This is a genomic window from Providencia sp., from assembly GCF_052096715.1.
Taxonomy (GTDB): Bacteria; Pseudomonadota; Gammaproteobacteria; order Enterobacterales; family Enterobacteriaceae; genus Providencia.
In genome coordinates this window covers 133656-155386 of sequence record NZ_JBQDNB010000001.1, presented here as the reverse complement: position 1 = coordinate 155386, position 21731 = coordinate 133656, and the positions used below count along the sequence as shown (strand labels likewise).

At 40.3% G+C, this 21731-nt stretch carries 18 protein-coding genes; 3 read left to right on the top strand and 15 right to left on the bottom strand.

Features of this window, described 5'->3' with window-relative positions:
- Positions 1–302 precede the first annotated feature (302 nt).
- The 15 genes from ACTH6U_RS00695 to ACTH6U_RS00625 form a co-directional block, all read right to left on the bottom strand.
- On the bottom strand, positions 303–785 hold the full coding sequence (locus ACTH6U_RS00695; RefSeq protein ID WP_441831379.1) for a hypothetical protein: 483 nt from the start codon (positions 783–785) through the stop codon (positions 303–305).
- Positions 775–1536 (bottom strand): winged helix-turn-helix domain-containing protein, encoded by a 762-nt coding sequence (locus ACTH6U_RS00690; RefSeq protein WP_441831378.1) that lies wholly within the window; start codon positions 1534–1536, stop codon positions 775–777. The genes ACTH6U_RS00695 and ACTH6U_RS00690 overlap by 11 nt, the downstream gene beginning before the upstream one ends.
- A gap of 325 nt (positions 1537–1861) precedes the next feature.
- Positions 1862–2380: a 4-hydroxyphenylacetate 3-monooxygenase, reductase component gene (gene hpaC, locus ACTH6U_RS00685; RefSeq protein ID WP_441828724.1), complete on the bottom strand. Its 519-nt coding sequence runs from the start codon at positions 2378–2380 to the stop codon at positions 1862–1864.
- 21 nt (positions 2381–2401) lie between these two features.
- Positions 2402–3964: a 4-hydroxyphenylacetate 3-monooxygenase, oxygenase component gene (gene hpaB, locus ACTH6U_RS00680; protein ID WP_294108607.1), complete on the bottom strand. Its 1563-nt coding sequence runs from the start codon at positions 3962–3964 to the stop codon at positions 2402–2404.
- Positions 3965–4418: 454 nt separating this feature from the next.
- Complete coding sequence (gene hpaA, locus ACTH6U_RS00675; RefSeq protein WP_294108609.1) at positions 4419–5300, bottom strand: 4-hydroxyphenylacetate catabolism regulatory protein HpaA; 882 nt, start codon at positions 5298–5300, stop codon at positions 4419–4421.
- A gap of 304 nt (positions 5301–5604) precedes the next feature.
- Positions 5605–6975, bottom strand: coding sequence for a 4-hydroxyphenylacetate permease (hpaX, locus tag ACTH6U_RS00670; protein ID WP_441831377.1), 1371 nt, complete (start codon positions 6973–6975; stop codon positions 5605–5607).
- Positions 6976–7284: 309 nt separating this feature from the next.
- Positions 7285–8091 (bottom strand): 4-hydroxy-2-oxoheptanedioate aldolase, encoded by an 807-nt coding sequence (gene hpaI / locus ACTH6U_RS00665; protein WP_441831376.1) that lies wholly within the window; start codon positions 8089–8091, stop codon positions 7285–7287.
- 10 nt (positions 8092–8101) lie between these two features.
- Positions 8102–8905, bottom strand: a complete 804-nt coding sequence (gene hpaH / locus ACTH6U_RS00660) for a 2-oxo-hept-4-ene-1,7-dioate hydratase (RefSeq protein ID WP_441831375.1) — start codon at positions 8903–8905, stop codon at positions 8102–8104.
- 238 nt (positions 8906–9143) lie between these two features.
- Positions 9144–10607: an NAD-dependent succinate-semialdehyde dehydrogenase gene (locus ACTH6U_RS00655; protein WP_441831374.1), complete on the bottom strand. Its 1464-nt coding sequence runs from the start codon at positions 10605–10607 to the stop codon at positions 9144–9146.
- A complete protein-coding gene (locus ACTH6U_RS00650) occupies positions 10604–11830 on the bottom strand; it encodes a Bcr/CflA family multidrug efflux MFS transporter (RefSeq protein ID WP_336430939.1) in 1227 nt (408 codons plus the stop codon). The genes ACTH6U_RS00655 and ACTH6U_RS00650 overlap by 4 nt, the downstream gene beginning before the upstream one ends.
- Before the next feature lie 43 nt (positions 11831–11873).
- Positions 11874–12257: a 5-carboxymethyl-2-hydroxymuconate Delta-isomerase gene (locus ACTH6U_RS00645; RefSeq protein ID WP_336430940.1), complete on the bottom strand. Its 384-nt coding sequence runs from the start codon at positions 12255–12257 to the stop codon at positions 11874–11876.
- Positions 12258–12266: 9 nt separating this feature from the next.
- Positions 12267–13148 (bottom strand): 3,4-dihydroxyphenylacetate 2,3-dioxygenase, encoded by an 882-nt coding sequence (gene hpaD / locus ACTH6U_RS00640; protein ID WP_441831373.1) that lies wholly within the window; start codon positions 13146–13148, stop codon positions 12267–12269.
- A 246-nt stretch (positions 13149–13394) separates the two neighbouring features.
- On the bottom strand, positions 13395–14861 hold the full coding sequence (gene hpaE / locus ACTH6U_RS00635; RefSeq protein WP_336430941.1) for a 5-carboxymethyl-2-hydroxymuconate semialdehyde dehydrogenase: 1467 nt from the start codon (positions 14859–14861) through the stop codon (positions 13395–13397).
- Positions 14861–15628 carry a fumarylacetoacetate hydrolase family protein gene (locus ACTH6U_RS00630; protein WP_294108633.1) on the bottom strand — a complete coding sequence of 256 codons (768 nt, stop codon included), beginning with the start codon at positions 15626–15628 and terminating at the stop codon, positions 14861–14863. The genes hpaE and ACTH6U_RS00630 overlap by 1 nt, the downstream gene beginning before the upstream one ends.
- A gap of 1 nt (position 15629) precedes the next feature.
- Positions 15630–16259 (bottom strand): fumarylacetoacetate hydrolase family protein, encoded by a 630-nt coding sequence (locus ACTH6U_RS00625; protein WP_441831372.1) that lies wholly within the window; start codon positions 16257–16259, stop codon positions 15630–15632.
- Between the two features lie 405 nt (positions 16260–16664).
- Here ACTH6U_RS00625 and hpaR point away from each other — a divergent pair, with 405 nt between their 5' ends.
- The 3 genes from hpaR (at position 16665) to ACTH6U_RS00610 (ending at position 21518) form a co-directional block, all read left to right on the top strand.
- Positions 16665–17126: a homoprotocatechuate degradation operon regulator HpaR gene (hpaR, locus tag ACTH6U_RS00620; protein ID WP_336430942.1), complete on the top strand. Its 462-nt coding sequence runs from the start codon at positions 16665–16667 to the stop codon at positions 17124–17126.
- 547 nt (positions 17127–17673) lie between these two features.
- Positions 17674–21171 (top strand): ShlB/FhaC/HecB family hemolysin secretion/activation protein, encoded by a 3498-nt coding sequence (locus ACTH6U_RS00615; protein WP_441831371.1) that lies wholly within the window; start codon positions 17674–17676, stop codon positions 21169–21171.
- Positions 21168–21518: a hypothetical protein gene (locus ACTH6U_RS00610; protein ID WP_336430944.1), complete on the top strand. Its 351-nt coding sequence runs from the start codon at positions 21168–21170 to the stop codon at positions 21516–21518. The genes ACTH6U_RS00615 and ACTH6U_RS00610 overlap by 4 nt, the downstream gene beginning before the upstream one ends.
- The last annotated feature ends 213 nt before the right edge of the window (positions 21519–21731 follow it).

Genomic DNA, 21731 nt, shown 5'->3' with positions numbered 1-21731 from the left:
CTAATCACAGAGCGCTTAACGTATTTATATAATCGTTTTTAGCGAGGTCATTTCGACGGAAGAAAGTTTATCCATCTCATGGGTAAAATGGAATAAAATTCTTTGGGTTTAATTAAATTCAAAACAATAATTCAATGATAAGGTTTTTTTAATGTGAATTAATATTTTTATGCTGAATTAATTGACTGTGAAATGTTTAATGTTTGTGAGTTTAAGGTGTTTTAAGGTTGGGGTTGTTTATAAATAAAAAAAATGCATCAAATTATCAATATTTGATGCATTTTTTATGGTTTTTTTGGAGATTATAGAGTGCAAATAAAAATGGGAGAGAAGTTTTCTTCAAATATATAATTTTTTTCGGTTAATTTTTTTATTTTTAAAAAATAAAGTTGATTAACTTCAGGTACTCCTCGAATCTTGATTTTATCTTGAACTTGATCCGATGGGTCTATAAATATATTTTCAACGCGTAAAAAAAAATGATCGCCTAAATATTCATGTTTCATCAGATATTTTCGTGAAATAGTATAGTCTTTACCATTGTCATTAATATTTCCATTCATTATGAATGTATGTTGGTCAGGCTTGTTCTCATTAGGAATAACACTTAATAGGTAAAAACCTTTTAAGTTAGAACGATTATCAGAGATGTTTATTCTTAAGGTTGTCTGACAATTGGGAATAATAGGAGTATTAATTATATGGTGAAAATATAGGCTAGTTGAAACTAACACTACAGATATGATGGATAAAAAAAGTATTCTTGTTGATATTTTATTTAACATAAAAATTCTCACAACTTACAGTTGCACTATCTTTAGGTGCACTAGGACAATATGAGATAAATAAAAAGTCATCATGTATATTTTTATTATGGGTGAGTGTACCAACATTATAATAGAAGATGGTTGCTGGTTTTTGACAGTTAATATTTAGGTTTGTAAGCTTTTCTTGTAATATCGTAAAACTTACAGTGGTTGTATCGGGTTTATGGTAACTATTAATGTAGCGGATGCTACATTGATCTATCCGACCAACCTCTGGGTATTCCACTTTATTAGCGAAAAAATAACTTTTAAATAAATAAATCAAACAAAAAATGATGATACCTATAAGTGCAACTTCAAGATATCGGTTATTTAAGATATAGCTTTTTTTAGCTATTACTGATTTTGTTTCGATTTCAGGTTTAACAATAGCTGCTGGTTCACTTTCAATATCTGAATTCAAACTAACTATATCTTGAGGTGGCAAGTTTTCACTATCTTCAAATTTCAGTTCTGCCGAAAATTTTATACCTACTTTAGGAATAGTGGTAATAATTTCCTCATCAAAAAAAGAAGCTAAATGGCGACGTAAAACAGAGATACTACTATTTAAGTTATTATCAGAAACAACTTGATTATAGTCGTCCCAGACGCGTTGAAGTAGCGTTTCTCTATTTAGAATTTCATCATTATTTTGAACGAGTACTAATAATAAGCGATTTAAGGTCGTCGTTAATTTTATGGCGTTATTAACGTCGTCAGTGTACAACAGCCCCTGATGGCTATCGTAGATAATGTGGTTATTAATAAAATATTTCATTTTAAGATTGGTTTTTTTATAGTAATAAACAACTGTATAGAGTTAGTTTATACCTGAAATTTGAGATGTGTCAATAAAACCAAATAGGTGTGAATTTTTAAATTGTATTAAATCAATAAGTTATTTTTTATTTATATAATTTAAAAGCATTATTTAGAAGGTTGATTTTTCAATAATAACATTTAGATGAAATAAAAAACCTCTTTTAAAAAGAGGTTTCTTCGTCACTCAATAATTTTAGTAAATAATCACTCAGTGAATTATTATATTAATGTTAATCAGTTGTTTCTAAAATCTGGTGCATAACCGGATGAAATTTACGTTTGAAGTAAACTAATCCATGACCTTCATCATTGACGATGATTTGTTTCATTTCAACCATGTAGACGGAATGCGTACCGATATCTTGTACTTGCGTTATCTCGCCTTCTAAATTGGCTAGGGCATTTCTTAATTGCGGCTGTTGTAAAATGCCTTTATCCCAAACGTTCCAGCCGAAACGTTCTTCCATTGTAGAACCCTTCATGCCGGCGAAATGACACGCCATATCTTCTTGTTCATGGCTAAGCACGTTAACACACAGACGGCCATTCTTTTGAAAGACCGCATTCATTGCACTGTTGCGGTTAACACAAACCATCAAAGTTGGTGGCGTATCGGTAACCGAACAGACTGCAGTTGCTGTAATACCGCAGCAGCCTTCAGTACCATCAGTGGTGATGACGTTAACTGCGGCACCGAGACTTGCCATCGCATCTCTGAAACGTAGGCGATGTTCATTTTCTAAAGACATATTGACCTCCTGTGTTGCCGATTATTTCAGCAACAAATCTAACTGATTAATATCGTTGTTGTTATGTAAATGAGGACGTTTCCAACCGTGCTGATCGTAATCAGATAGGCAACGGTCAACCATATCAGTCATCGCTTTCATGTTGCCAGAACCTTGTGCATGACGCAGACATTGCAGACGAATTTCATCTTGGCTACCTGCATAGTTAATTTCATACAGTTCATGGCGACCACCGAATTCACTACCGATAGCATCCCACATTAATTTTAAAATTTTGATACGTTCAACGTGATCCATACCATTAGAACCGCGAACATATTTAGCCAGATATTTATCTATCTCTGGATTATTCATATCCCGAACACTTGATGGCAGGTAAATCAAGCCGCTCGTGACGTTACTTTCTATTATATTCTTGATTTTCGTGTAGGCCATTGGTGCCATTACGCGATAAGTTTGAATTGCTTGGGTATCTGGTAAGTATGCTCCACCTTCCCAAGCCTTGGCTTCAGAGGTCATGGCATCGGTTAATGACCAGAATAAATTACGCCATGCAACAACTTCACCTAAGTCTGCTTGAACACCGCGGAAATCAAGTACCCCAGTACATTCAAGGCTTTTTTGTAGTAAGCCAGTAATGAAATCTAATTTAACGGCTAAACGAACGCAAGCTTGTAATGGAAATAGGCGTGCGAATCCGCCTTGTACTGCCCAGTTACGCGCGCGGTCGAAATCACGGTAAATTAAAACGTTTTCCCATGGAATCAAAACATGATCCATAATCAAGATGGCATCGTTTTCATCAAAACGGCTTGATAGGGGATAATCAAATGGAGAACCTGTTGCACCAGCGACTAATTCATAAGACGCTCGTGAAATTAATTTCACTCCATCAGCATCCATTGGCGCGACAAACATCAGTGCAAAATCAGGGTTATCGCCCATCACTTGTGCTGAGCCAAAACCGATAAAATTATAATGTGTTAACGCTGAGTTAGTGGCGACCACTTTTGCACCGCTGACGATAATACCTGCATCAGTTTCTTTTTCTAGTTTTATATACACATCTTTAACTTCATCGGCAGGTTTATGGCGGTCGATCGGTGGGTTAACAATGGCATGGTTAAAATATAAGCCACTTTCTTGAATACGCTGATACCAAGTTCGTGCATTGTCTGCGAACTGGCCATAATATTCAGGATTTGCCCCTAAACAACTGGCGAATGCCGCCTTATAGTCTGGAGTGCGTCCCATCCATCCATAGCTTTGGCGTGACCAGTCTGCAATGGCGTCGCGCTGTTGGCGTAGTTCGTCAGCACTTTTGGCGAAGCGGAAGAATTTATGAGTATATCCGCCGTTGCCTGTGTCGGTGTTCCAGCAAAGCTTGTCATGAGTCGTACTATCATGGAGTGCATCATATAATTGTCCTATGGAAGCTGCGGAATTACGAAATGCTGGGTGAGTAGTCACATCCTTAACACGTTCACCGTAGATATAAATTTCACGGCCATCTTGGAGACTTTTTAGGTACTCTTGACTGTTAAAAGGGCGTTTAGCATCGGAACGAAAATCTTCGGGTTTCATGTTTACCTCGTTATCTCACATAGAGGGCTTGCGGCTGTAGGGTAAAGGTTGCAAGCGATAATGTTAATTTTATGTTTATTTTGTGTTTCTTAATTGAATCGCTTTTTGAGGTGATTTTAAAGAGACTTTCGAAAGGTTTACGGGTACTTTTCGTTGAAATAGATGATTTGTGATAGAACTGTGATCATGACGATGTTTCTATATTAATGTAATTGTTGTTTTTGATTTAATGTTTTTATTTATCAATTTATTACTGAGTTTTTTTATGTTAATGAATAGGTTTTTTTATATTTTTATAGTGTGTTTTTTGTGCTTTATCTTCATTTTTAGTCGGTGGTAATCAAGATAAATGATATTTAAAAATAATTACATAAAACATCAAAAATGTTTTTAATATGTAAAATTATTTGATGGAAAATAGAAGATGGCATAGATAAGTGTTAAATCGGGGGTGTTAATGAATATTTTGCTCACGCCATTGGCTTGGGGAGCTACCTACTAAGCGGTTAAAGAATCGAGCAAAATAAGCGGGATCTTTGAATCCAAGTTGATAAGCAATTTCTGAAACTGGACTATCCGAAAATATTAGCATGCGTTTGGCTTCTCGCAATATTCTATCAAATATCAATCGCTTAGGTGGCCTGTTTGCAAATCGGCGACACATATCTTTAAGCCTTGATTCTGTGACTCCCAATTTTTGAGCATACTCAGGAACAGTAAGGTGTTGCTTATAATATTGGTCAATAAACTGGTTAAAACGTTGAAATAGACGGTGTTCACCTCGAACTCCCGTGATGTGGTGGTCATCAAGGGGAATCGATCTTAACAAAAAAGTAAATAAGGCTTGAGCTAAGGATGAAAGGACTTGATCTCGGCCTTTATCAGTATTAGCCGATTCTCGTGCCATTAATGCCCAGTAATGACTAAACGTATGAATATCATCGGGTTTATCAGCAACAGATAAACAAATAGCAGGAACCTCAACAAGATCACGATTGGTGGGATAAAGGGACTCAAGTAAAGGTGATATTAAGTCTTGGCGTACTGTTAAAACATGGCCATCAGTATCTTCTTGAGTAAAAAAGGCATGAGCCACAGAAGGGGGAGTTAAAATAAATAATGGCGCCTGCACTGAATAACGGGACTCATCAAGCTGCAAAGTGATATGGCCAGTTTCAAGATAATGAAGCTGGAAAAAACCATCGTGGCGATGTGCCTGCATATCACGACCAAAAAAAGCGGCCATGTTGCCGAAGGTTTGGTAGTGGACGTCGTCGTTGCCTTGGGTTTCGTCGTAGTCTGTGCCTAAATCGATATTCGCTATTATACCCTTCATTCTTCTTCCTGTAGCGTTGTTGGCTGCACAAGATAACCCTAGTCACATACTTATGTATGCTCCTCGAGGTAACTTCGCTTGCCGCCTAGCTACAACTCGAATTGTTCTTCATTCTTCAAGTCGCAGCGTTGTTGGCTGCACAAGATAACCCTAGTCACATACTCGTGTATGCTCCTAGGGATTAGCTTGCTTGCCGCCTAGCTGCAACTTGAATTATTTTGAACAACATTTAGGGAGGGCTAAATAAATTCAATTTTTTCAAATTATTGCAGCACTCAATTTTTAAAATTCGACCGTTACTATTTTACGGTGTTGCTCTTGGGCGTGAATTTCTCATCGGAATAGCGATGACGATCAGTGCGCCGATAACCAGTAAACCGGCCACAAAGTAGAGGCCAGAGTTGAAGCTACCTGTTTGATCTTTCAGCCAACCAATCAATAGTGGACTCACGGCTGAACCTATATTACCTGTTGCATTGATAACCGCAATACCGATTGCGCGAGCGCGGAAACTGATCGACTGGTCAGGTGTGGTCCAAAAAACAGCCATGGCCGTAAACGATCCGGTTGATGCCATAATGATCCCAAGTAATTGGATCATCGGGTGGCTCGTCATAGCCGCTAAGATCCAACCTGCGGCGGCAAATAAGAACGGCAAGGCAGTATGCATCTTTCGTTCTTGCAGACGGTCAGAACGCCGACTCCAATAAATCATACCGAGAATAGTACAAAACTGCGGAATAGCCGTAAGTAAGCCGATCATGGCATTACTGCTACCTTGATTAAAGCTTTGCATAATTTGCGGCGTCCAAATATTAATGGCGCTTAGGGTATTGGTTAAGCAGAAATAAGCGACGGTATACATCAATATTACTGGGGTGAAAATTTCTTTCCACAAACTCGTGTTTTGCAGTGCCGTTTGGCTTTTAGAACCATGGGGTTGTACAAGCTCAAGCTGATCTTTATCCATCATCTCTTGCAATGTATCTTTATCTTCTTGGGTTAACCATTTGGCTTTTTTAGGTGAATCATCTAAATAGAACCAAACTAGGCCACCAAGGATCACCGAAGGGAAACCTTCAAGTAAGAACAACCACTGCCAACCCTTAAGATTTAAAACCCCATCCAAACCTAGAATATAACCGGACGCGATAGAACCAAATGCCATAGTTACTGGCATTGCAATCATAAATAAGGCATTGGCACGAGCGCGGAAATAGGCTGGAAACCAATAGGTTAAATACACTAAGATACCTGGTAAGAAACCCGCTTCAGCAATACCGACCAACATGCGTAATACATATAAACTGGTCGGCCCCGTAGCAAACATGGTGGCAGTTGAGGCGATGCCCCAAAGTACCATAATGGTGGCTATCCAGCGGCGTGCGCCGACAATACCCAGCATAATATTGCTAGGAATACCAAAAATAACGTAAGTGACATAAAACAGTGTTGCGGCTAAGCCAAACATAGTGGACGACAGTCCAATATCTTTGCCCATAGTGAGACCCGCAAAGCCAATATTAATGCGGTCTAAGAATGAAAAAACAAATAATACAAATAAAAAGACGATGAGACGTTTAAATAATTTATTAATGACCCGTTGTTGTGGCTCAGTTAAATTTTTATGTTGCTGAGCGGGATTATCGCCAGCGGTATGTTGTGAATGACTCATTGTAGACCCTCAATTTTATGCATTGAAAGCAATATCCATTTTTATTCAACATACTGTTATATCAGTGGTATTTAGTATTTTCTAATCCTGTTTTTTATCGGTGACTAGTAAAATATATTGACCGCCTGACGATAACTTAAATGATAACTTGAATTAATTTGGCTATATTAAGGGCGCAGAAAATCCCCTAGGCTGCGATAAAGCGCCTGCTTTGCATTGTTGAATGTTGTTTTTTTCTAATCTTCTAAATAAACCGTTTGTAGGGTTGGGTTATTTAAAAGTTCTCACTACTGCCTCATGTCCTATTTGTTAATAAACGCTAGGAGAACTTGAGGTAATTCCTGATACTGTTTTACCAAATTTAGCGGCAAGTGCTTCTGCTGAACGAGCTAGCAATGTGGTGTCAACGCCGACGGCAACAAAAAGTGCACCGAGTTTAATATAGTGTTCAGCAATATCGGGCGCAGCCATGAGAATGCCCGGCGCAATACCTGCTGCGCGAATTTGTATTATCGCTTTTTCAATCGCCGCTTTAACTTCCGGGTAATTTGGATTACCGGAAAAACCCATATCAGCACTGAGATCTGCCGGACCAATAAAGACGCCATCAACCCCTTCAACTTTTAATATTTCAGGTAAATTTTTAATAGCTTCACGGGTTTCTACCTGCACAATCACACACATCTCATCATTGGCGCGTTGCAGGTAATCAGGAACACGATTCCAGCGTGATGCACGCGCTAATGCGCTGCCAACACCACGAATACCGGCTGGTGGATAACGAGTTGCACGTACTGCTTGTTGTGCTTGTTCTGCATTTTGTACCATAGGTAGCAATAATGTTTGCGCACCGATATCTAACAGTTGTTTGATAATAACTGGGTCATTCCACGGTGGACGTACAACGGGTTGAGAAGGGTAGGCAGCGATAGCCTGTAACTGAGATAATGTTGTTTGGATATTATTAGGCGCATGTTCGCCATCAATTAATAACCAATCAAACCCCGCACCTGCCACTAATTCAGCGCTGTATGGGCTACATAATCCAAGCCATAAGCCGATTTGTGGTTGACCGCTTTTTAGTGCCGCTTTGAATTTATTGTGTAAGATATCCATGGCAATTTCCTTAAACGAAACGGCAGCTAATTGAGCCCATTACGCCGTAGTCAACGTGGAAAACATCTCCTCTACGGGCAGGAACAGGGCGCGTAAACGAACCACCAAGAATGATTTGGCCGGGTTCAAGTTCGACATTGTGTGGTGCCAGTTTGTTGGCTAACCATGCAACCCCATTAGCGGGATGGTTAAGCACTGCTGCTGCTACACCAGACTCTTCAATAACACCGTTGCGATACAGTAATGCACTGATCCAACGCATATCGAGATCGCGCGGTTTAATCGGTCTTCCACCTAAAATAACCGCAGCATTTGCAGCGTTATCGGAGATAGTGTCGAAGACTTTACGTGGGCGATTTGTTTCTGGATCGACATTATGACAACGGGCATCGATCAACTCTAACGCAGGGATCACGTAATCGGTCGCGTTATAGACATCAAATATTGTACAGTTAGGGCCACGTAGGGGTTTCGCTAATACGAATGCCAATTCAACCTCGATGCGCGGAACAATGAAGCGGTCAATGGGAATATCACAACCATCATTAAAAAACATATCGTCGAGAAGCGCGCCGTAATCAGGCTCATCAATTTGCGAGCTAGCTTGCATGGCTTTTGAGGTTAAACCAATTTTATGACCTTTTACGACGCGTCCTTCTGAAATTTTCAATCCAACCCATTCACGTTGAATTGCATAGGCGTCTTCAATGGTTATCTCTGGGTGGTCCAGTGAGATTTGACGGATTTGCTCACGGGTTTTTTCAGCCTGGTTTAGGCGGTGGGCAATCTGTGAAATCATTTCTTTCTGTAACATTGTTAAGGCTCCAGGCTACTCTTCATACTTCGCATTACAGCGTTGTTGGCTGCGCGCCTTAACCCTAGTCACATACTTATGTATGCTCCTAGGGATTAACGCGTTTGCCGCCTAGCTGTAATACGAATTATTTTGAGTAACATAATTTAGAGAGCGATTTTTTAATTAGCTCTAAGTTGAAATTATGTATATTTCTAACTGTATACTTGTATTTCTTCAAAAATAGCCCATAACTTCACTAGTGGGATAGCCCACCAAAGCAGAGATATTTCACTTCTAGATAATCTTCAATTCCGTAGCGTGAACCTTCACGGCCTAGTCCTGATTGCTTGATACCGCCGAATGGAGCGACTTCGTTTGAAATAATGCCTTCATTAATACCGACCATGCCGCTTTCTAATGCCTCTGCAACGCGGTAGATTCTGCCGATATCTCGTGAATAAAAGTATGAGGCCAAACCAAATTCAGTGTCATTGGCAAGAGAAATGGCTTCTTGTTCGTCACGGAATTTAAACAGCGGTGCTAATGGACCAAAAGTTTCTTCTTTTGCAACTTTCATTGATTTGGTGACGCCAACTAAAACTGTCGGCTCAAAAAATAATCCACCTAAACTGGCGGGTTTTCCACCTGCAATAACTTTTGCACCGTGGGAAACCGCATCAGCGATATGTTCACTAACTTTATCAATTGCAGCTTGGTTAATCAGAGGGCCTTGTTCTGAATCTGCTTGAGTGGCAGGGCCAATTTTTAGGGCGCTCACGGCTTTAGCTAGACGAGCTGCGAATTCATCGTAGACACCTTCTTGCACGAGAATTCGGTTAGCACAAACGCAGGTTTGCCCGCTGTTACGAAACTTAGCCGCTAATGCGCCTTGAACTGCTGAATCTAAATCTGCATCGTCAAAGACGATAAATGGCGCATTGCCGCCTAGTTCGAGAGACATTTTCTTTACGGTATCAGCACATTGCGCCATCAATAATTTACCGACGCGCGTCGAACCAGTGAAAGTTAATTTGCGGACAATTGGGCTAGAGGTAAGCACGCCACCAATGGCTTGTGCATCAGTACCTGGCACAATATTGATTACGCCTGCGGGGATCCCAGCTTCTTCGCCTAGAGCAGCTAAAGCTAGTGCAGATAACGGTGTTTCGGCCGCAGGTTTGAGTACCATAGTACAACCGGCAGCAAGGGCTGGACCGACTTTACGGGTGATCATTGCATTTGGAAAATTCCAAGGTGTGATAGCCGCAACTACACCAACGGGCTGTTTGATGGTGACCAAGCGGCGACCGGGTAGGGGAGATGGAATCGTTTCTCCATAGGTACGCTTGCCTTCTTCGGCGAACCACTCGATGAAACTTGCGCCATAAGCAATTTCACCCATGGATTCAGTGATGGACTTGCCTTGCTCGGTACTAAGTAATTGCGCTAATTCTTTTTGGTTATCCATCATTAAACGGAACCATTTATTCAGGATTTGGCTACGTTCTTTAGCACTTTTAGCCCGCCAAGCGGGGAGTGCCTTTTGCGCCGCATCAATAGCATTTTGTGTTTCTAATGCGCCCACATTACTGACTTTGGCAATGATTTCGCCGTTGGCTGGATTGGTGACATCAAAAACAGCTTTATCGTTCGCATCAACCCATTGGCCGTTTATATAAGCCTGTTGACGGAATAATGTTGAATTAGTATTTATGCTCATTTTTCGTTTTTCTCCGAAGACACCGAGTGAATTTGTGCGTGAACATTTTTAGCTGACAAGCGTTGGCTTGTGAAACTCAGTCCGGCACAAATAGCCATAACGAGTGCCATAGCAAATGGGGATTTATCCTGTAATACAGAAACCGCAACACTGGCAAGTGCCGCCAATGCAAATTGAATTGAAATTGCTAACGCACTGGCGCTACCGGCGATTTTTCCGCGATGTTGCAGTAACAATGATAAGCTGTTGGTACCGATGGCATTAACCATTGATAGGAACAGCACAACTAGGATAACAATAATAGACAGGCTTTGTTGGTAGAAAATGAGCAATAACACGCCAAAAAGCAATTGAATCCCACTTTGCATACCGAGTATGCGATTTAAGCTATACACCTTGAGCAACCTGACATTGAGCAATAGCATCACAATCATACCTAATATATTGCAGCCAAAAAGCAGGCCATAATACTGCTCAGAAACACCAAAATAGTTAATATAAACAAATGGAGAGCCACTGATAAAAGCAAACATACCGGCGAAAGAGAACGCCATCGTGCCAATAATGCTCATGGCCTCTTTATCGGTGATAATTTGGCTGTAATTGCGAAAGGCCACTGCAATTAAATTTTGCTTTCCTTGTTCATGCACTAAGGTTTCAGGAAGGAGTAAAAAAATCGTGCATACAGATGTTAGACCAATCAGCGCAAGAAGATAGAAAATCACTTGCCACTGAAAATGGATCAATAAAAAACCGCCAAGCAACGGTGCGAGTAAAGGCGCAATCATGGTGACTAACGTCATTAATGATAAAACCCTAGGCAGTTCGTTAGATGGATAAACATCTCTAGCAATTGCCCTTGCCATCACAATGGCTGCGCCACTTCCAAAAGCTTGTAACGCTCTGAAAATAATTAGTGAATTAGCATCAGTCGCTTGCGCGCACAACAGGCTTGCGATGGTAAAAATAGCCAATCCACTTAATAGCATTTTTCGGCGGCCTAATAAGTCACTTAAGGGACCATAAAACAGCATGCCGACACAAAAACCTGCAAAGAAAGCCCCAAGGGTATATTGCATTTGGTCTTGTGTTGCTTGTAAAGCTAATCCCATTTGCGGAAGAGCCGGAAGGTACATATCAATCGATAAGGGACCAAAAGCGACAAGGGAACCGAGTAGCGGAATAAGCCATTTAGGTATTTGCTGATCGAATTTAGTCACCATAACCGCCCCTTATTACTGATGTTATTTATAACGTTTTACGCCATCATGATTTAAACAATGCATGAACATTGTTTTGCTTATAATTCAGTACAGGATCTAACTCTTCCATGGTGAAAGACAGGGCAAGGTAGCGTTTCGTCATCAAATCAGCAAAATGCGCTTTAATCAGTGTGAACAGCATTTCACCTGTTTTTTGTCTATCTTCAAGGGAACGGCCTGCCCCAATTTTTAGCGTCATATGGACAAAAGCATAATCTTGCTTGCCGTCTGCCATTTGCCAAGTATCTAACCAAATAGCGCGGCTACGAATACCGGCTAATGGAAAAATACCCGTGCCTGCTAATGCTTCATTGATTTTAGCAAATAGCGTTGGTAGCGCTGCTTCATCACGAATATTATCAGTACATTCAGCGTAAAAATGAGGCATGTTAATTCCTTAAGCGTTAGCGATTTGTTTATCAGTAATATAGCTAGGCAGTGGGAAAATGGCATTTAATTGCCCTGTGCCTGAACTTGCAAATAAGTCGGTTAAAATCTCAACTTGTTCTGCATATTTATCCCAACCTAACAGACCTAATAACATAACTGTGTCATGCATGTGGCCTTCGCCATAACAATAATCCGCATATTCAGGTAGCATTTTGCAGAATTCTTCAAAGCGGCCTTCACGCCATAATTTCACGACACGTTTATCCATTTGCTCGTCAAATTCACGGGTGTAGCTGTTCATACCATCTTCTGCTTTTTGGTCATCAATAAAGCGGTGAGACAATGAGCCACTCGCGAGAACAGCGACAGTACCATCATATTTGTCAATGGCGGTGAGTACAGCTTCACCGAGTTTACGGCTATCTTCAAAACTATGAGAAGTACAAAAAGCAGAGATAGAAATCACTTTAAAATGGCGATCACTATTCATATAACGCATTGGAACGAGTGTCGCATATTCAAGAGTGAGACTTGGAATTTCATGAGATTGAGCACGAACGCCCAGCTTGCGCGCCTCTTCACCAATCATACGACCTAGTTCTGAATTACCCAGATAGTCATATTCCATATCACGAATAAAGTGAGGGAGTTCATTACTGGTGTAAATACCTTTGAAGTGATCGGCACAGTTGATGTGATACGCACTATTGACCAGCCAGTGAGTATCAAAAACAATAATAGTATCGACGCCAAGTTCACGGCAGCGACGGCTGATTTCTTTGTGTCCATCAATGGCAGATTGGCGGCAACCGAAGTTTTTCCCCGGAATTTCCGACAGGTACATTGATGGGACGTGTGTTACTTTGGCTGCGAGTGCTAGTTTACCCATTTTATCCTCTCTTACCCGTTATATTTTGAGCTGTAGCGGTGTTGGCTTCACAAAACCACCCTAATCACATACTTATGTATGCTCATAGGGATGATTTCGCTTGCCGCCTAGCTACAACTCAAACTATTTAGGGTAAGGAACGAGTTTACCCATAATTTGTTGTAGCTATTACTTGTTGTTAATTATTTACAGTTCAAATTTTTATAGGTATCTATTTGATAAATATTATAAAAATAACTTGATAAATCATACACCCCAGCGTGGGATGTTGTGATCACCGAAAGAGATACAAACGTTCTTCATTTCGGCAAAGACATCAAAGCTGTACTCGCCGCCTTCACGACCGACACCAGAGGCTTTTACACCACCAAATGGTTGACGTAGGTCGCGGACATTTTGGGTATTTACAAAAACCATACCGGCTTCGATACTGCGCGATAAACGCAAAACTTTGCTGACATCTTGTGTCCAAATGTAAGAAGCAAGGCCATATTCAATGTCATTTGCCATACGCAGGCCATCTTCTTCTGTTTTGAAAGGGATCAGACAAGCGACAGGGCCAAATATTTCTTCTTGAGCTACACGCATACGGTTGTCTACATCCGCTAAAACGGTTGGACGTAAGAAATGACCATTACGCAGATGAGCGGGGAGATCGCTTGGTTTGTCTGGCCCACCCGCTAGCAGCGTTGCGCCTTCTTCCATGCCGATACGAATATAGCCTGAGACTTTGTCCCAATGTTGTTGGCTGATAAGTGCGCCAACCTGTGTTTTCGGGTCGGTAGGGTCGCCCACGATCAGGCGGTTTGCGCGTTCTGCAAAACGTTTGACGAATTCAGGGTAAATACTTTCTTGAATGAAGATACGAGAACCTGCGGTGCAACGTTCCCCATTAATTGAGAAAATAGTGAACAAGGCAGCATCAAGGGCACGCTCAATATCCGCATCTTCAAACACCAGAACCGGCGATTTGCCGCCAAGTTCCATCGAATATTTTTTCAGACCTGCATTTTGCATGATCATGCGGCCCGTCGAAGTACCACCGGTAAAGGAAACGGCACGAACATCGTGATGCTTAACTAATGCATCTCCGGCAGTGCTGCCATAGCCCTGAACGACGTTAAGTACGCCAGCTGGAATACCCGCTTCAAGGGCGAGTTCACCTAAACGATTGGCAGAAAGTGGCGATAATTCAGACATTTTTAGTACGGCGGTATTACCCAGAGCCAAACAAGGAGCCGTTTTCCATGTGGCTGTCATAAACGGCACGTTCCACGGGGAAATTAGCGCACAAACACCTACTGGCTGAACTAAAGTATAGTTCATCATTTTGTCATCTACAGGATAAGTACGACCATTCATCTGCTGACAAATTTCGGCGAAAAACTCAAAGTTATGAGACGCTCTTGGGATCAACACATTTTTGGTTTGATGGATAGGTAAACCGGTATCGTTGGTTTCCATTTCCGCAATTTGTGGTACGTTTTCATCTATTAGCTCACCGAGACGGCGCATCAGGCGAGCACGTTCTTTCATCGGTGTATTAGCCCATTTAGGGAAAGCGTCTTTTGCTGCTGCAACTGCTTGATTGATTTCGTCTTGTCCACCTGAGGCAACTTCGGCTAATACTTCACCTGTAGCGGGGTTCGTGGTTTCAAAATATGCTTTGCTGGCAACGTTTTTACCGTTGATCCAATGGTTAATCTGCGTCATTACACTATTTCCTCATAATCTTTTTCACTGATAATGGTATTTATCAGCCTGCCGACACCTTCGACTTCGACAATAACTTCATCCCCAGGAACGACATCAGAAAGCCCTTTAGGTGTACCAGTCGCAATCATGTCTCCTGGTTGTAATGTCATGAAATCGCTGAGGTAGGCAATTAAAAATGGGATATTAAAAATGAGATCCGCAGTGGTACCTTTTTGGCGCAATTCACCGTTGACATAGGTATATAAAGCCAAATTGTGAGGATCTTTAATATCAGACTTATCGATAATCCAAGGCCCGATTGGCGTGAGGGTATCACGGCTTTTTACTCGCAGGTTTGGACGATAATAATTCTCTAAATAATCGCGAATAGCATAGTCATTACAAACGGTATAGCCTGCGACATAATCCATCGCATCTTCTTGCGAAACTTTATGCGCCGTTTTGCCCATGACTACCACAAGCTCAGATTCATAATGCATGTATTCAACATTATCAGGGCGAACAGAGACTTGTCGGTGACCTGTTAGACTATTTTCTGCTTTGATAAAAATTAACGGCTCTTCAGGGGCTTTAAATTCTAATTCAGCGGCATGATCCGCATAGTTCAATCCTAGTGCGAACAAGGTACCTTGAGCGGGGGGTAACCAAGTAACATCAGATGAGTCACCTGAAATAACATCACCATTAGGTAATTTAATGGCTTCATTATCTTCGGCAGTAACTGAATATTCAGTTCCTTTATAAAGGATTTTTGCATGTTTCATCTTATTGTCCTCCTGCCGCAATAACTGTATTTTTCAGACTTGGAAAACCTTCAGCTTGAATGACAACCTCATCACCGGGCTTAATGGTGACTCGTTGATGTGGCGTGCCAAGTAAAATCACATCACCTTCTTTGAGCGTAGCAAAGTCACTTAATTCTGCGACTAATTCACAGGCATTGCGGATGAGATCTTTTGTTGACCAGCGATCAACTTCTTTACCGTTAACTTGAGTGATTATCTCAATGGGGGCGGACAACGTCGTTTTTATCATTTCGCCTATAGGGCAGAAGCTATCGCGACACTTTGCTTTAATAGCCGGACGATAAAAGGTTTCCTCTGGCAGGCTAACTTCATTGGCAAGAGCAAAACCCGCAATAAAGTCGAGTGCATTTTCTGAACTTACTTTTCTTGCATTTTTGCTGATGACCAGTGCCAGTGTCGCGCCACTTTGCACTTCTTCACCCACTGGGTGCAAAATAGTGTCACCTGAATTGATTCGTGTATTACGCGGCTTAATAAACCACACGGGCGTTTTAGGTGGGGTTTGATAAGGGGCTTGCTGGAATGCCTTGAGCCAATGGCTAAGTTGGCTTTGATGATTGAGGGCAACAGCGAAAACGGTGCCTTTCATTGACAACTCCTCATTAAAAAATACGAGTGACTAAATAATTATTAACATATTAATAAAGTATAATTTTGAAATAGGCAATAGTTTTATAAAATGTTAATTTTAATTGTGATCTCATTAACATAATTCATTAGAACAAACATAAGCCTTTATTATTTAATGTTTTATTATTTCTCGATGATTTATTTTGTTACAATTATTTAACTTAATGTTATTTTTTTGTGTTGTTTACTCATTAATATTTTAGGGTTTTCTTTGAGATTGTTATTTTCCCGTGCTAGTCTTAATTTCAATCTAGTTGGTATTGTTGGTATCACAATAAATAACGCTGAGATGAAAAAAACAGCGCATGAGTAATACCCGCTATTGGTATTAAATAACCTTCATTAAGTGGTGAGTTTTAAGCGTATGCATGAATCATTGACAATTGCACTTTTGCAGGCAAGAGAGACGGCGATGGGGTTTTTCAGACCGATATTAAAGTCTTTTAATTTGACTGAGCAGCAATGGCGTATCATTCGAGTTTTAGCTGATAATCGTTCAATTGATTTTCATGAGCTATCAGTTAAAACCTGTATTCTAAGACCTAGTCTTACTGGGATTTTGACGCGTATGGAGCGTGAAGGGCTGATTTTTCGTTTAAAGCCGTTGAACGATCAACGTAAACTTTATGTTTCACTGACTCCCGCAGGGCAAGATTTATACGATCAAGCGCGTCAGGAAGTCGAAGAAGGCTATCAAAAAATAGAGCAGGCGTTTTCACCCGAAAAAATGAAACGTTTGACGGCTTTATTGGATGAGTTGATTGCGTTAGAGAGTCCAGATTATAGCCATATCGCTGCCGAACGACGCATACCCGTCATTCTTTGAGCCGCAGCGTTGTTGGCTACGCTCAGTTACTCGGGTCGCATACTTGTTGTATGCTTCTCGAGCTATCTTCTCTTGCCGCCTCTACTCGTCATATTTCAAGCTGCAGCGTTGTTGGCTGCATTCCCTAATTCTAGTCACATACTTATGTATGCTCCTAGATTTAGGTTCATTTGCCGCCTAGCTGCAACTCAAACTATTTAGAGTATAAGTTATGAACGTTTTACTTATTACTTGCTAGATAAGTGCTAAATCCCTCACTGTCATATTCCTTTTTTGCAATTGTGAGATTGCATATAGGGCTACTTGTGACAAATTACTTTAGTAAAACCGTTCAATTAAAATCAATCGATTGATTATTAATATATAACATTGATTTTTACCGTTAACTAATAACTTATTGAAGTAATAAAATTAAAAAACATAAAAAAACATATTAAATATAAAAAAACAATTTTTATTCATGGCATCTTTTTTTTATCTAAAAATATTTAATGAGAATGAGTTACATTACGATAAATTTACCATTTGTGACATAAACTCAAGCAACATGACAATTTATCAAGCTTTGTGGCGTTTTTTATATTTATCACTATTCATTATCTCTCCTAATGGTTACTCAGAAAATCACTTACTGCCCTCCACACAGGAAAGTATTCAATTTGAACAAAAACAACGCTTAGAGTCAGAGTTGAATCAACGTAATCTATTGGAAAAACAAAATACAATCACCCTTGATAGTGCTGCTTCCAAACACCCTCAAGATGAAAGCTGTTTCCCTGTCGATAACATCCAATTTGTCGGCGCCACATACCTCACCAGCACAATTCAAACCCAATTAGCTTTAACTTATCTCAAACGTTGCCTCACCCTAAGCGAAATACACGAACTCACCAAGCGTGTCACTAATTATTATATTGAACAGGGTTTTATTACCTCTCAAGCGATAGTCCCTGAGCAAAACTTATCTTCACATCAATTAATATTACAAATTATTGAAGGGCGAATTGAAACTATCGAGATTGAGGATTCCCCTGAGCGTCTAGTTCATCAAATTTATCCCCATCAACAGGGGAAAATATTAAATCTACGGGATATTGAACAAGGGTTGGAGCAACTCAATCGATTATCATCGGCTAAATACACTATCGATTTCCAGCCAGGAACCCAAACCGGCTACTCACGGATTATTATTCATAAGCAAGGAAAAAAATGGCCCATTACGAGCCAACTGAACCTCGATAATTCAGGTATGAAGGCAACGGGAAAACAACTGTTTACGGGTAGTTTAACAGTGGACTCCGCTTTGGGATTGGGTGAACAGTGGTCTGCCTCGGCTAATACCGATATGGCTGGAAGTTCGTCCTCTCATAGTCGCTATATTGTGGCGAGCTTGAATGTGCCTTATGGCTATTGGTCTTACCGCTACCAATTTTACCGCAACAATACGTTACAACCGTTTCATACATCTGGTCAGCAATACCGTTATGAAGGGAAAAACACCAATCAGCAATTTGATGTAAGCCGCTTAATATATCGCGATGGCAAGCAGCGTTTCACATTACAAGGCAGTTTAAAACATAAAAATGCCAATACTCAGTTGGCCTCCCAGACTTTAACAATTAGCAGCCCAACGTTAACCTCACTCTCGTTTACTCCACAGTACAGTACCACGCTCGGACAAGGTTACTTCACGTTTAACCCTGCCGCTGAATGGGGAATATCCGCCTTTGGTGCATCACCTGACAGACTTGCGAAAGACTCACCCCGCAGCCATTACCGAAAGTTTAGCTTAAGTAGCGGCTATCAATATTATTTTACCAATGGCATGACCTATTTAACTTCATTTTATGGTCAATATTCACCCGATAATTTATACGGTATTGAACGCATAAGTATTGGCGGGCAGTATTCTGTTCGCGGTTACCATGAACAATCATTGAGCGGTAATCGGGGTCTATATTGGCGTAATGAAATCAACAAAGACATTGCCAAAATCACCAGCCAAACCGGTAAGGTAAATTTCAAAGCGGTGAAGAATACCACCTTTGAGGAAGTGATTTCCAATTCGAAAGGGTTTTACATCACTCAACGCAATAAAGGTTATACCGAAGATAAATGGATACTGCCTGTCCTGCATATTGGTGGAAAACTAACCATTGATGCCGCAAAAGGGATTACGGCAGATATCAAAACCAAAAATAACCAAAGTTTACAAAATGCCTTAAATTCACTCGGACAAACTGAAGGAACAAAGTGGTTAGCAGGGTTAAAAGAGCGTAAAGATGTCCAATGGAATTTAGTTCAAGATGCTTACGATAGCTGGGACTACAAAAGTCAAAGCCTAAACCCTGTGGCTTCGGCATTGATTATGATAGCAGTCACGGCGATGACATCCAATTATGGCCTCGCTTCTTGGGCTGCAGATGGCGCAGTGGCAGCAACAGGTGCAACTGGTACAACCGCTGCGGTAATTTCAGGTGCAGCTTACTCTGGTATGACCGCACTTACCTCTCAAGCCGCTGTCGCTCTGGTTGAAAATCAAGGCAACTTATCTAAGACACTAAATTCACTGGGTAAAAGCGATACCGTTAAATCCATTATTACTCAAATGGTCATTTCAGGGGCATTAAATGGCCTTGATATCAAAATGGAGTGGACTAAAGGTAACCCCGCAGATGCCAAATTACCGTTACTCGCCAATGGCGATTGGAGCAAAGTCGCCCAACGAGTTGCAGCACAATCCGTTATCAGCTCAACGGTAAATACCACGATACAAGGTGGTAGCTTTACCGATAATTTTAAAAATGCCTTATTGAGTAATATCGGCAGCCAAATCAATGCCGAAGGCGCAAAACTGATTGGCGACAATGGCGAGATTTTAGGCCGCCCCGGGAAAATGATTAGTCATGCGGCACTTTCGGGGTTATCTGCAGAAATTAAACAAGCCAATTCACGCGGTGCGATTGTTGGTGCATTAGCGGCTGAATTAGCCGCTATTTCCTTAGGGGACAACACCATAAAAGCAGAGGAATGGCAAAATAAATCTGAAGCTCAAGCGCAGTTTGCTCGGGCATTTGGTGGGTTTGCTGGTGCGATATTCACAGGTAATGCCGGAGGGGTATACAGTGGTGCAGACGCCGCAGAAACCACATTTCGTTATAATTACCTATCGCATCATCAAGATGAATTAAAGAATAAAGAACTTGCAGCAGAAACTAATGATTTCAAAAAGACACTCGTTGCAATGAAATGGCTTTATATCGATATTGACCAAGATGCTGCATTTGGTGCAGGAATGATAGGTGGTATCCCAGCAGGGTTATATGAAACAATTAATGGTTTGGCCAACTTAGCAAGTAACCCTAAAGAAACGTATACAGCTCTAAGAGCTGTTTTGATGAGTGATGATACATTAAGTATTATGACTGACTCGCTCAGACAGTCATATATTTCACGACTTAACAATATGGAAGCTGAGTATCAAAAAGCAGGAACTGAGGGAGCATTCAAAGCAGGGGTTGAAAGTGGTAAATTAATTTTTGATATAGCAGGTACGTTTGCTGGCGGTGTCGGGGTTGCAAAAGGAGGCGTAAATTTAGTCGAGAAAGTTTCAATAAAAATAACATCAAGAGGACTTATAGGTACGACATCCAATGGCTATAGAGTTTATAATGGCTCTAATACCATGGTTCCTAAATCTAGTTTAGAGCATCCTATTGTTCAATCTCGTATTAATGTAAAAATTGGAGATAATAAATCTGGTTGGAATCATGTACTTGCTCGGCATTTTTCTGATAAAAATGCGAGCCAATTTACTATTAGTCAATCGGATTTAAAAATAATACTTGAGAGTAACAATATATCATCTGTTCCAATTAGCAAGGTTAGAAAATATGAAGATATATCTACATTTGAGCGAGTTATTACACTAGATAAAAATATTGGTACTGATAAATTTAATGGATATCAACCAACAAAGACAATGACTGTTTTAACTGATATCCAAGGTAATCTTATAACGGCACATCCTGGGCGGCTACCATGAAATTAATAAATTCCAAATTAGAGCAAGAGATAAGAGAAAACCTTGCAAAACGTTCTCCATTAATTATGGGGGATAAAGAAATAACCAATTTTCTTATTCAGAATTTTCAAGAAATTAAAAGTGTATATGTCTTACAGGTAACACCAGATCAAGGTGAGGAACTATATACACTATTAGTCAATGGGGATAAAGTTATTGACTTTGAAATATCTAGAATTAATAACTCAATTTATGACGTGCATATCAGAACGGTTGATGAGTACTCAAAGGAAATCAAAAAAAAACTACCCAAGCTAAAGTTAATAATTGCTTTAGAGTTATCTAAGCAAGCATATAATGCTGAGTGAAATTAATATAAAGAAGTAGAGCTATACAAAAGCTAGGATTATGGAGACTATCCTAGCTTTTGGCTATTGATGCTTAGGGGCTATCAAAAAAATGAAGATAGCATAAATGATATTTTGAATTTTTATTCGAATTCATATGAATTATGTTACAAAAAAAATCTAACCCAAATAGATGTACAAATCAAGTTTATGGAGGAGTTAAACCAACAGACA

Excerpts from the sequence above, each read along its gene's own strand:
- ACTH6U_RS00695 (WP_441831379.1), bottom strand. The coding sequence starts at position 785 with ATGTTAAATAAAATATCAACAAGAATACTTTTTTTATCCATCATATCT.
- hpaC (WP_441828724.1), bottom strand. The coding sequence starts at position 2,380 with ATGTCTTTAGAAAATGAACATCGCCTACGTTTCAGAGATGCGATGGCA.
- hpaB (WP_294108607.1), bottom strand. The coding sequence starts at position 3,964 with ATGAAACCCGAAGATTTTCGTTCCGATGCTAAACGCCCTTTTAACAGT.
- hpaA (WP_294108609.1), bottom strand. The coding sequence starts at position 5,300 with ATGAAGGGTATAATAGCGAATATCGATTTAGGCACAGACTACGACGAA.
- hpaX (WP_441831377.1), bottom strand. The coding sequence starts at position 6,975 with ATGAGTCATTCACAACATACCGCTGGCGATAATCCCGCTCAGCAACAT.
- hpaI (WP_441831376.1), bottom strand. The coding sequence starts at position 8,091 with ATGGATATCTTACACAATAAATTCAAAGCGGCACTAAAAAGCGGTCAA.
- hpaH (WP_441831375.1), bottom strand. The coding sequence starts at position 8,905 with ATGTTACAGAAAGAAATGATTTCACAGATTGCCCACCGCCTAAACCAG.
- ACTH6U_RS00655 (WP_441831374.1), bottom strand. The coding sequence starts at position 10,607 with ATGAGCATAAATACTAATTCAACATTATTCCGTCAACAGGCTTATATA.
- ACTH6U_RS00650 (WP_336430939.1), bottom strand. The coding sequence starts at position 11,830 with ATGGTGACTAAATTCGATCAGCAAATACCTAAATGGCTTATTCCGCTA.
- ACTH6U_RS00645 (WP_336430940.1), bottom strand. The coding sequence starts at position 12,257 with ATGCCTCATTTTTACGCTGAATGTACTGATAATATTCGTGATGAAGCA.
- hpaD (WP_441831373.1), bottom strand. The coding sequence starts at position 13,148 with ATGGGTAAACTAGCACTCGCAGCCAAAGTAACACACGTCCCATCAATG.
- hpaE (WP_336430941.1), bottom strand. The coding sequence starts at position 14,861 with ATGACGCAGATTAACCATTGGATCAACGGTAAAAACGTTGCCAGCAAA.
- ACTH6U_RS00630 (WP_294108633.1), bottom strand. The coding sequence starts at position 15,628 with ATGAAACATGCAAAAATCCTTTATAAAGGAACTGAATATTCAGTTACT.
- ACTH6U_RS00625 (WP_441831372.1), bottom strand. The coding sequence starts at position 16,259 with ATGAAAGGCACCGTTTTCGCTGTTGCCCTCAATCATCAAAGCCAACTT.
- hpaR (WP_336430942.1), top strand. The coding sequence starts at position 16,665 with ATGCATGAATCATTGACAATTGCACTTTTGCAGGCAAGAGAGACGGCG.
- ACTH6U_RS00615 (WP_441831371.1), top strand. The coding sequence starts at position 17,674 with ATGACAATTTATCAAGCTTTGTGGCGTTTTTTATATTTATCACTATTC.
- ACTH6U_RS00610 (WP_336430944.1), top strand. The coding sequence starts at position 21,168 with ATGAAATTAATAAATTCCAAATTAGAGCAAGAGATAAGAGAAAACCTT.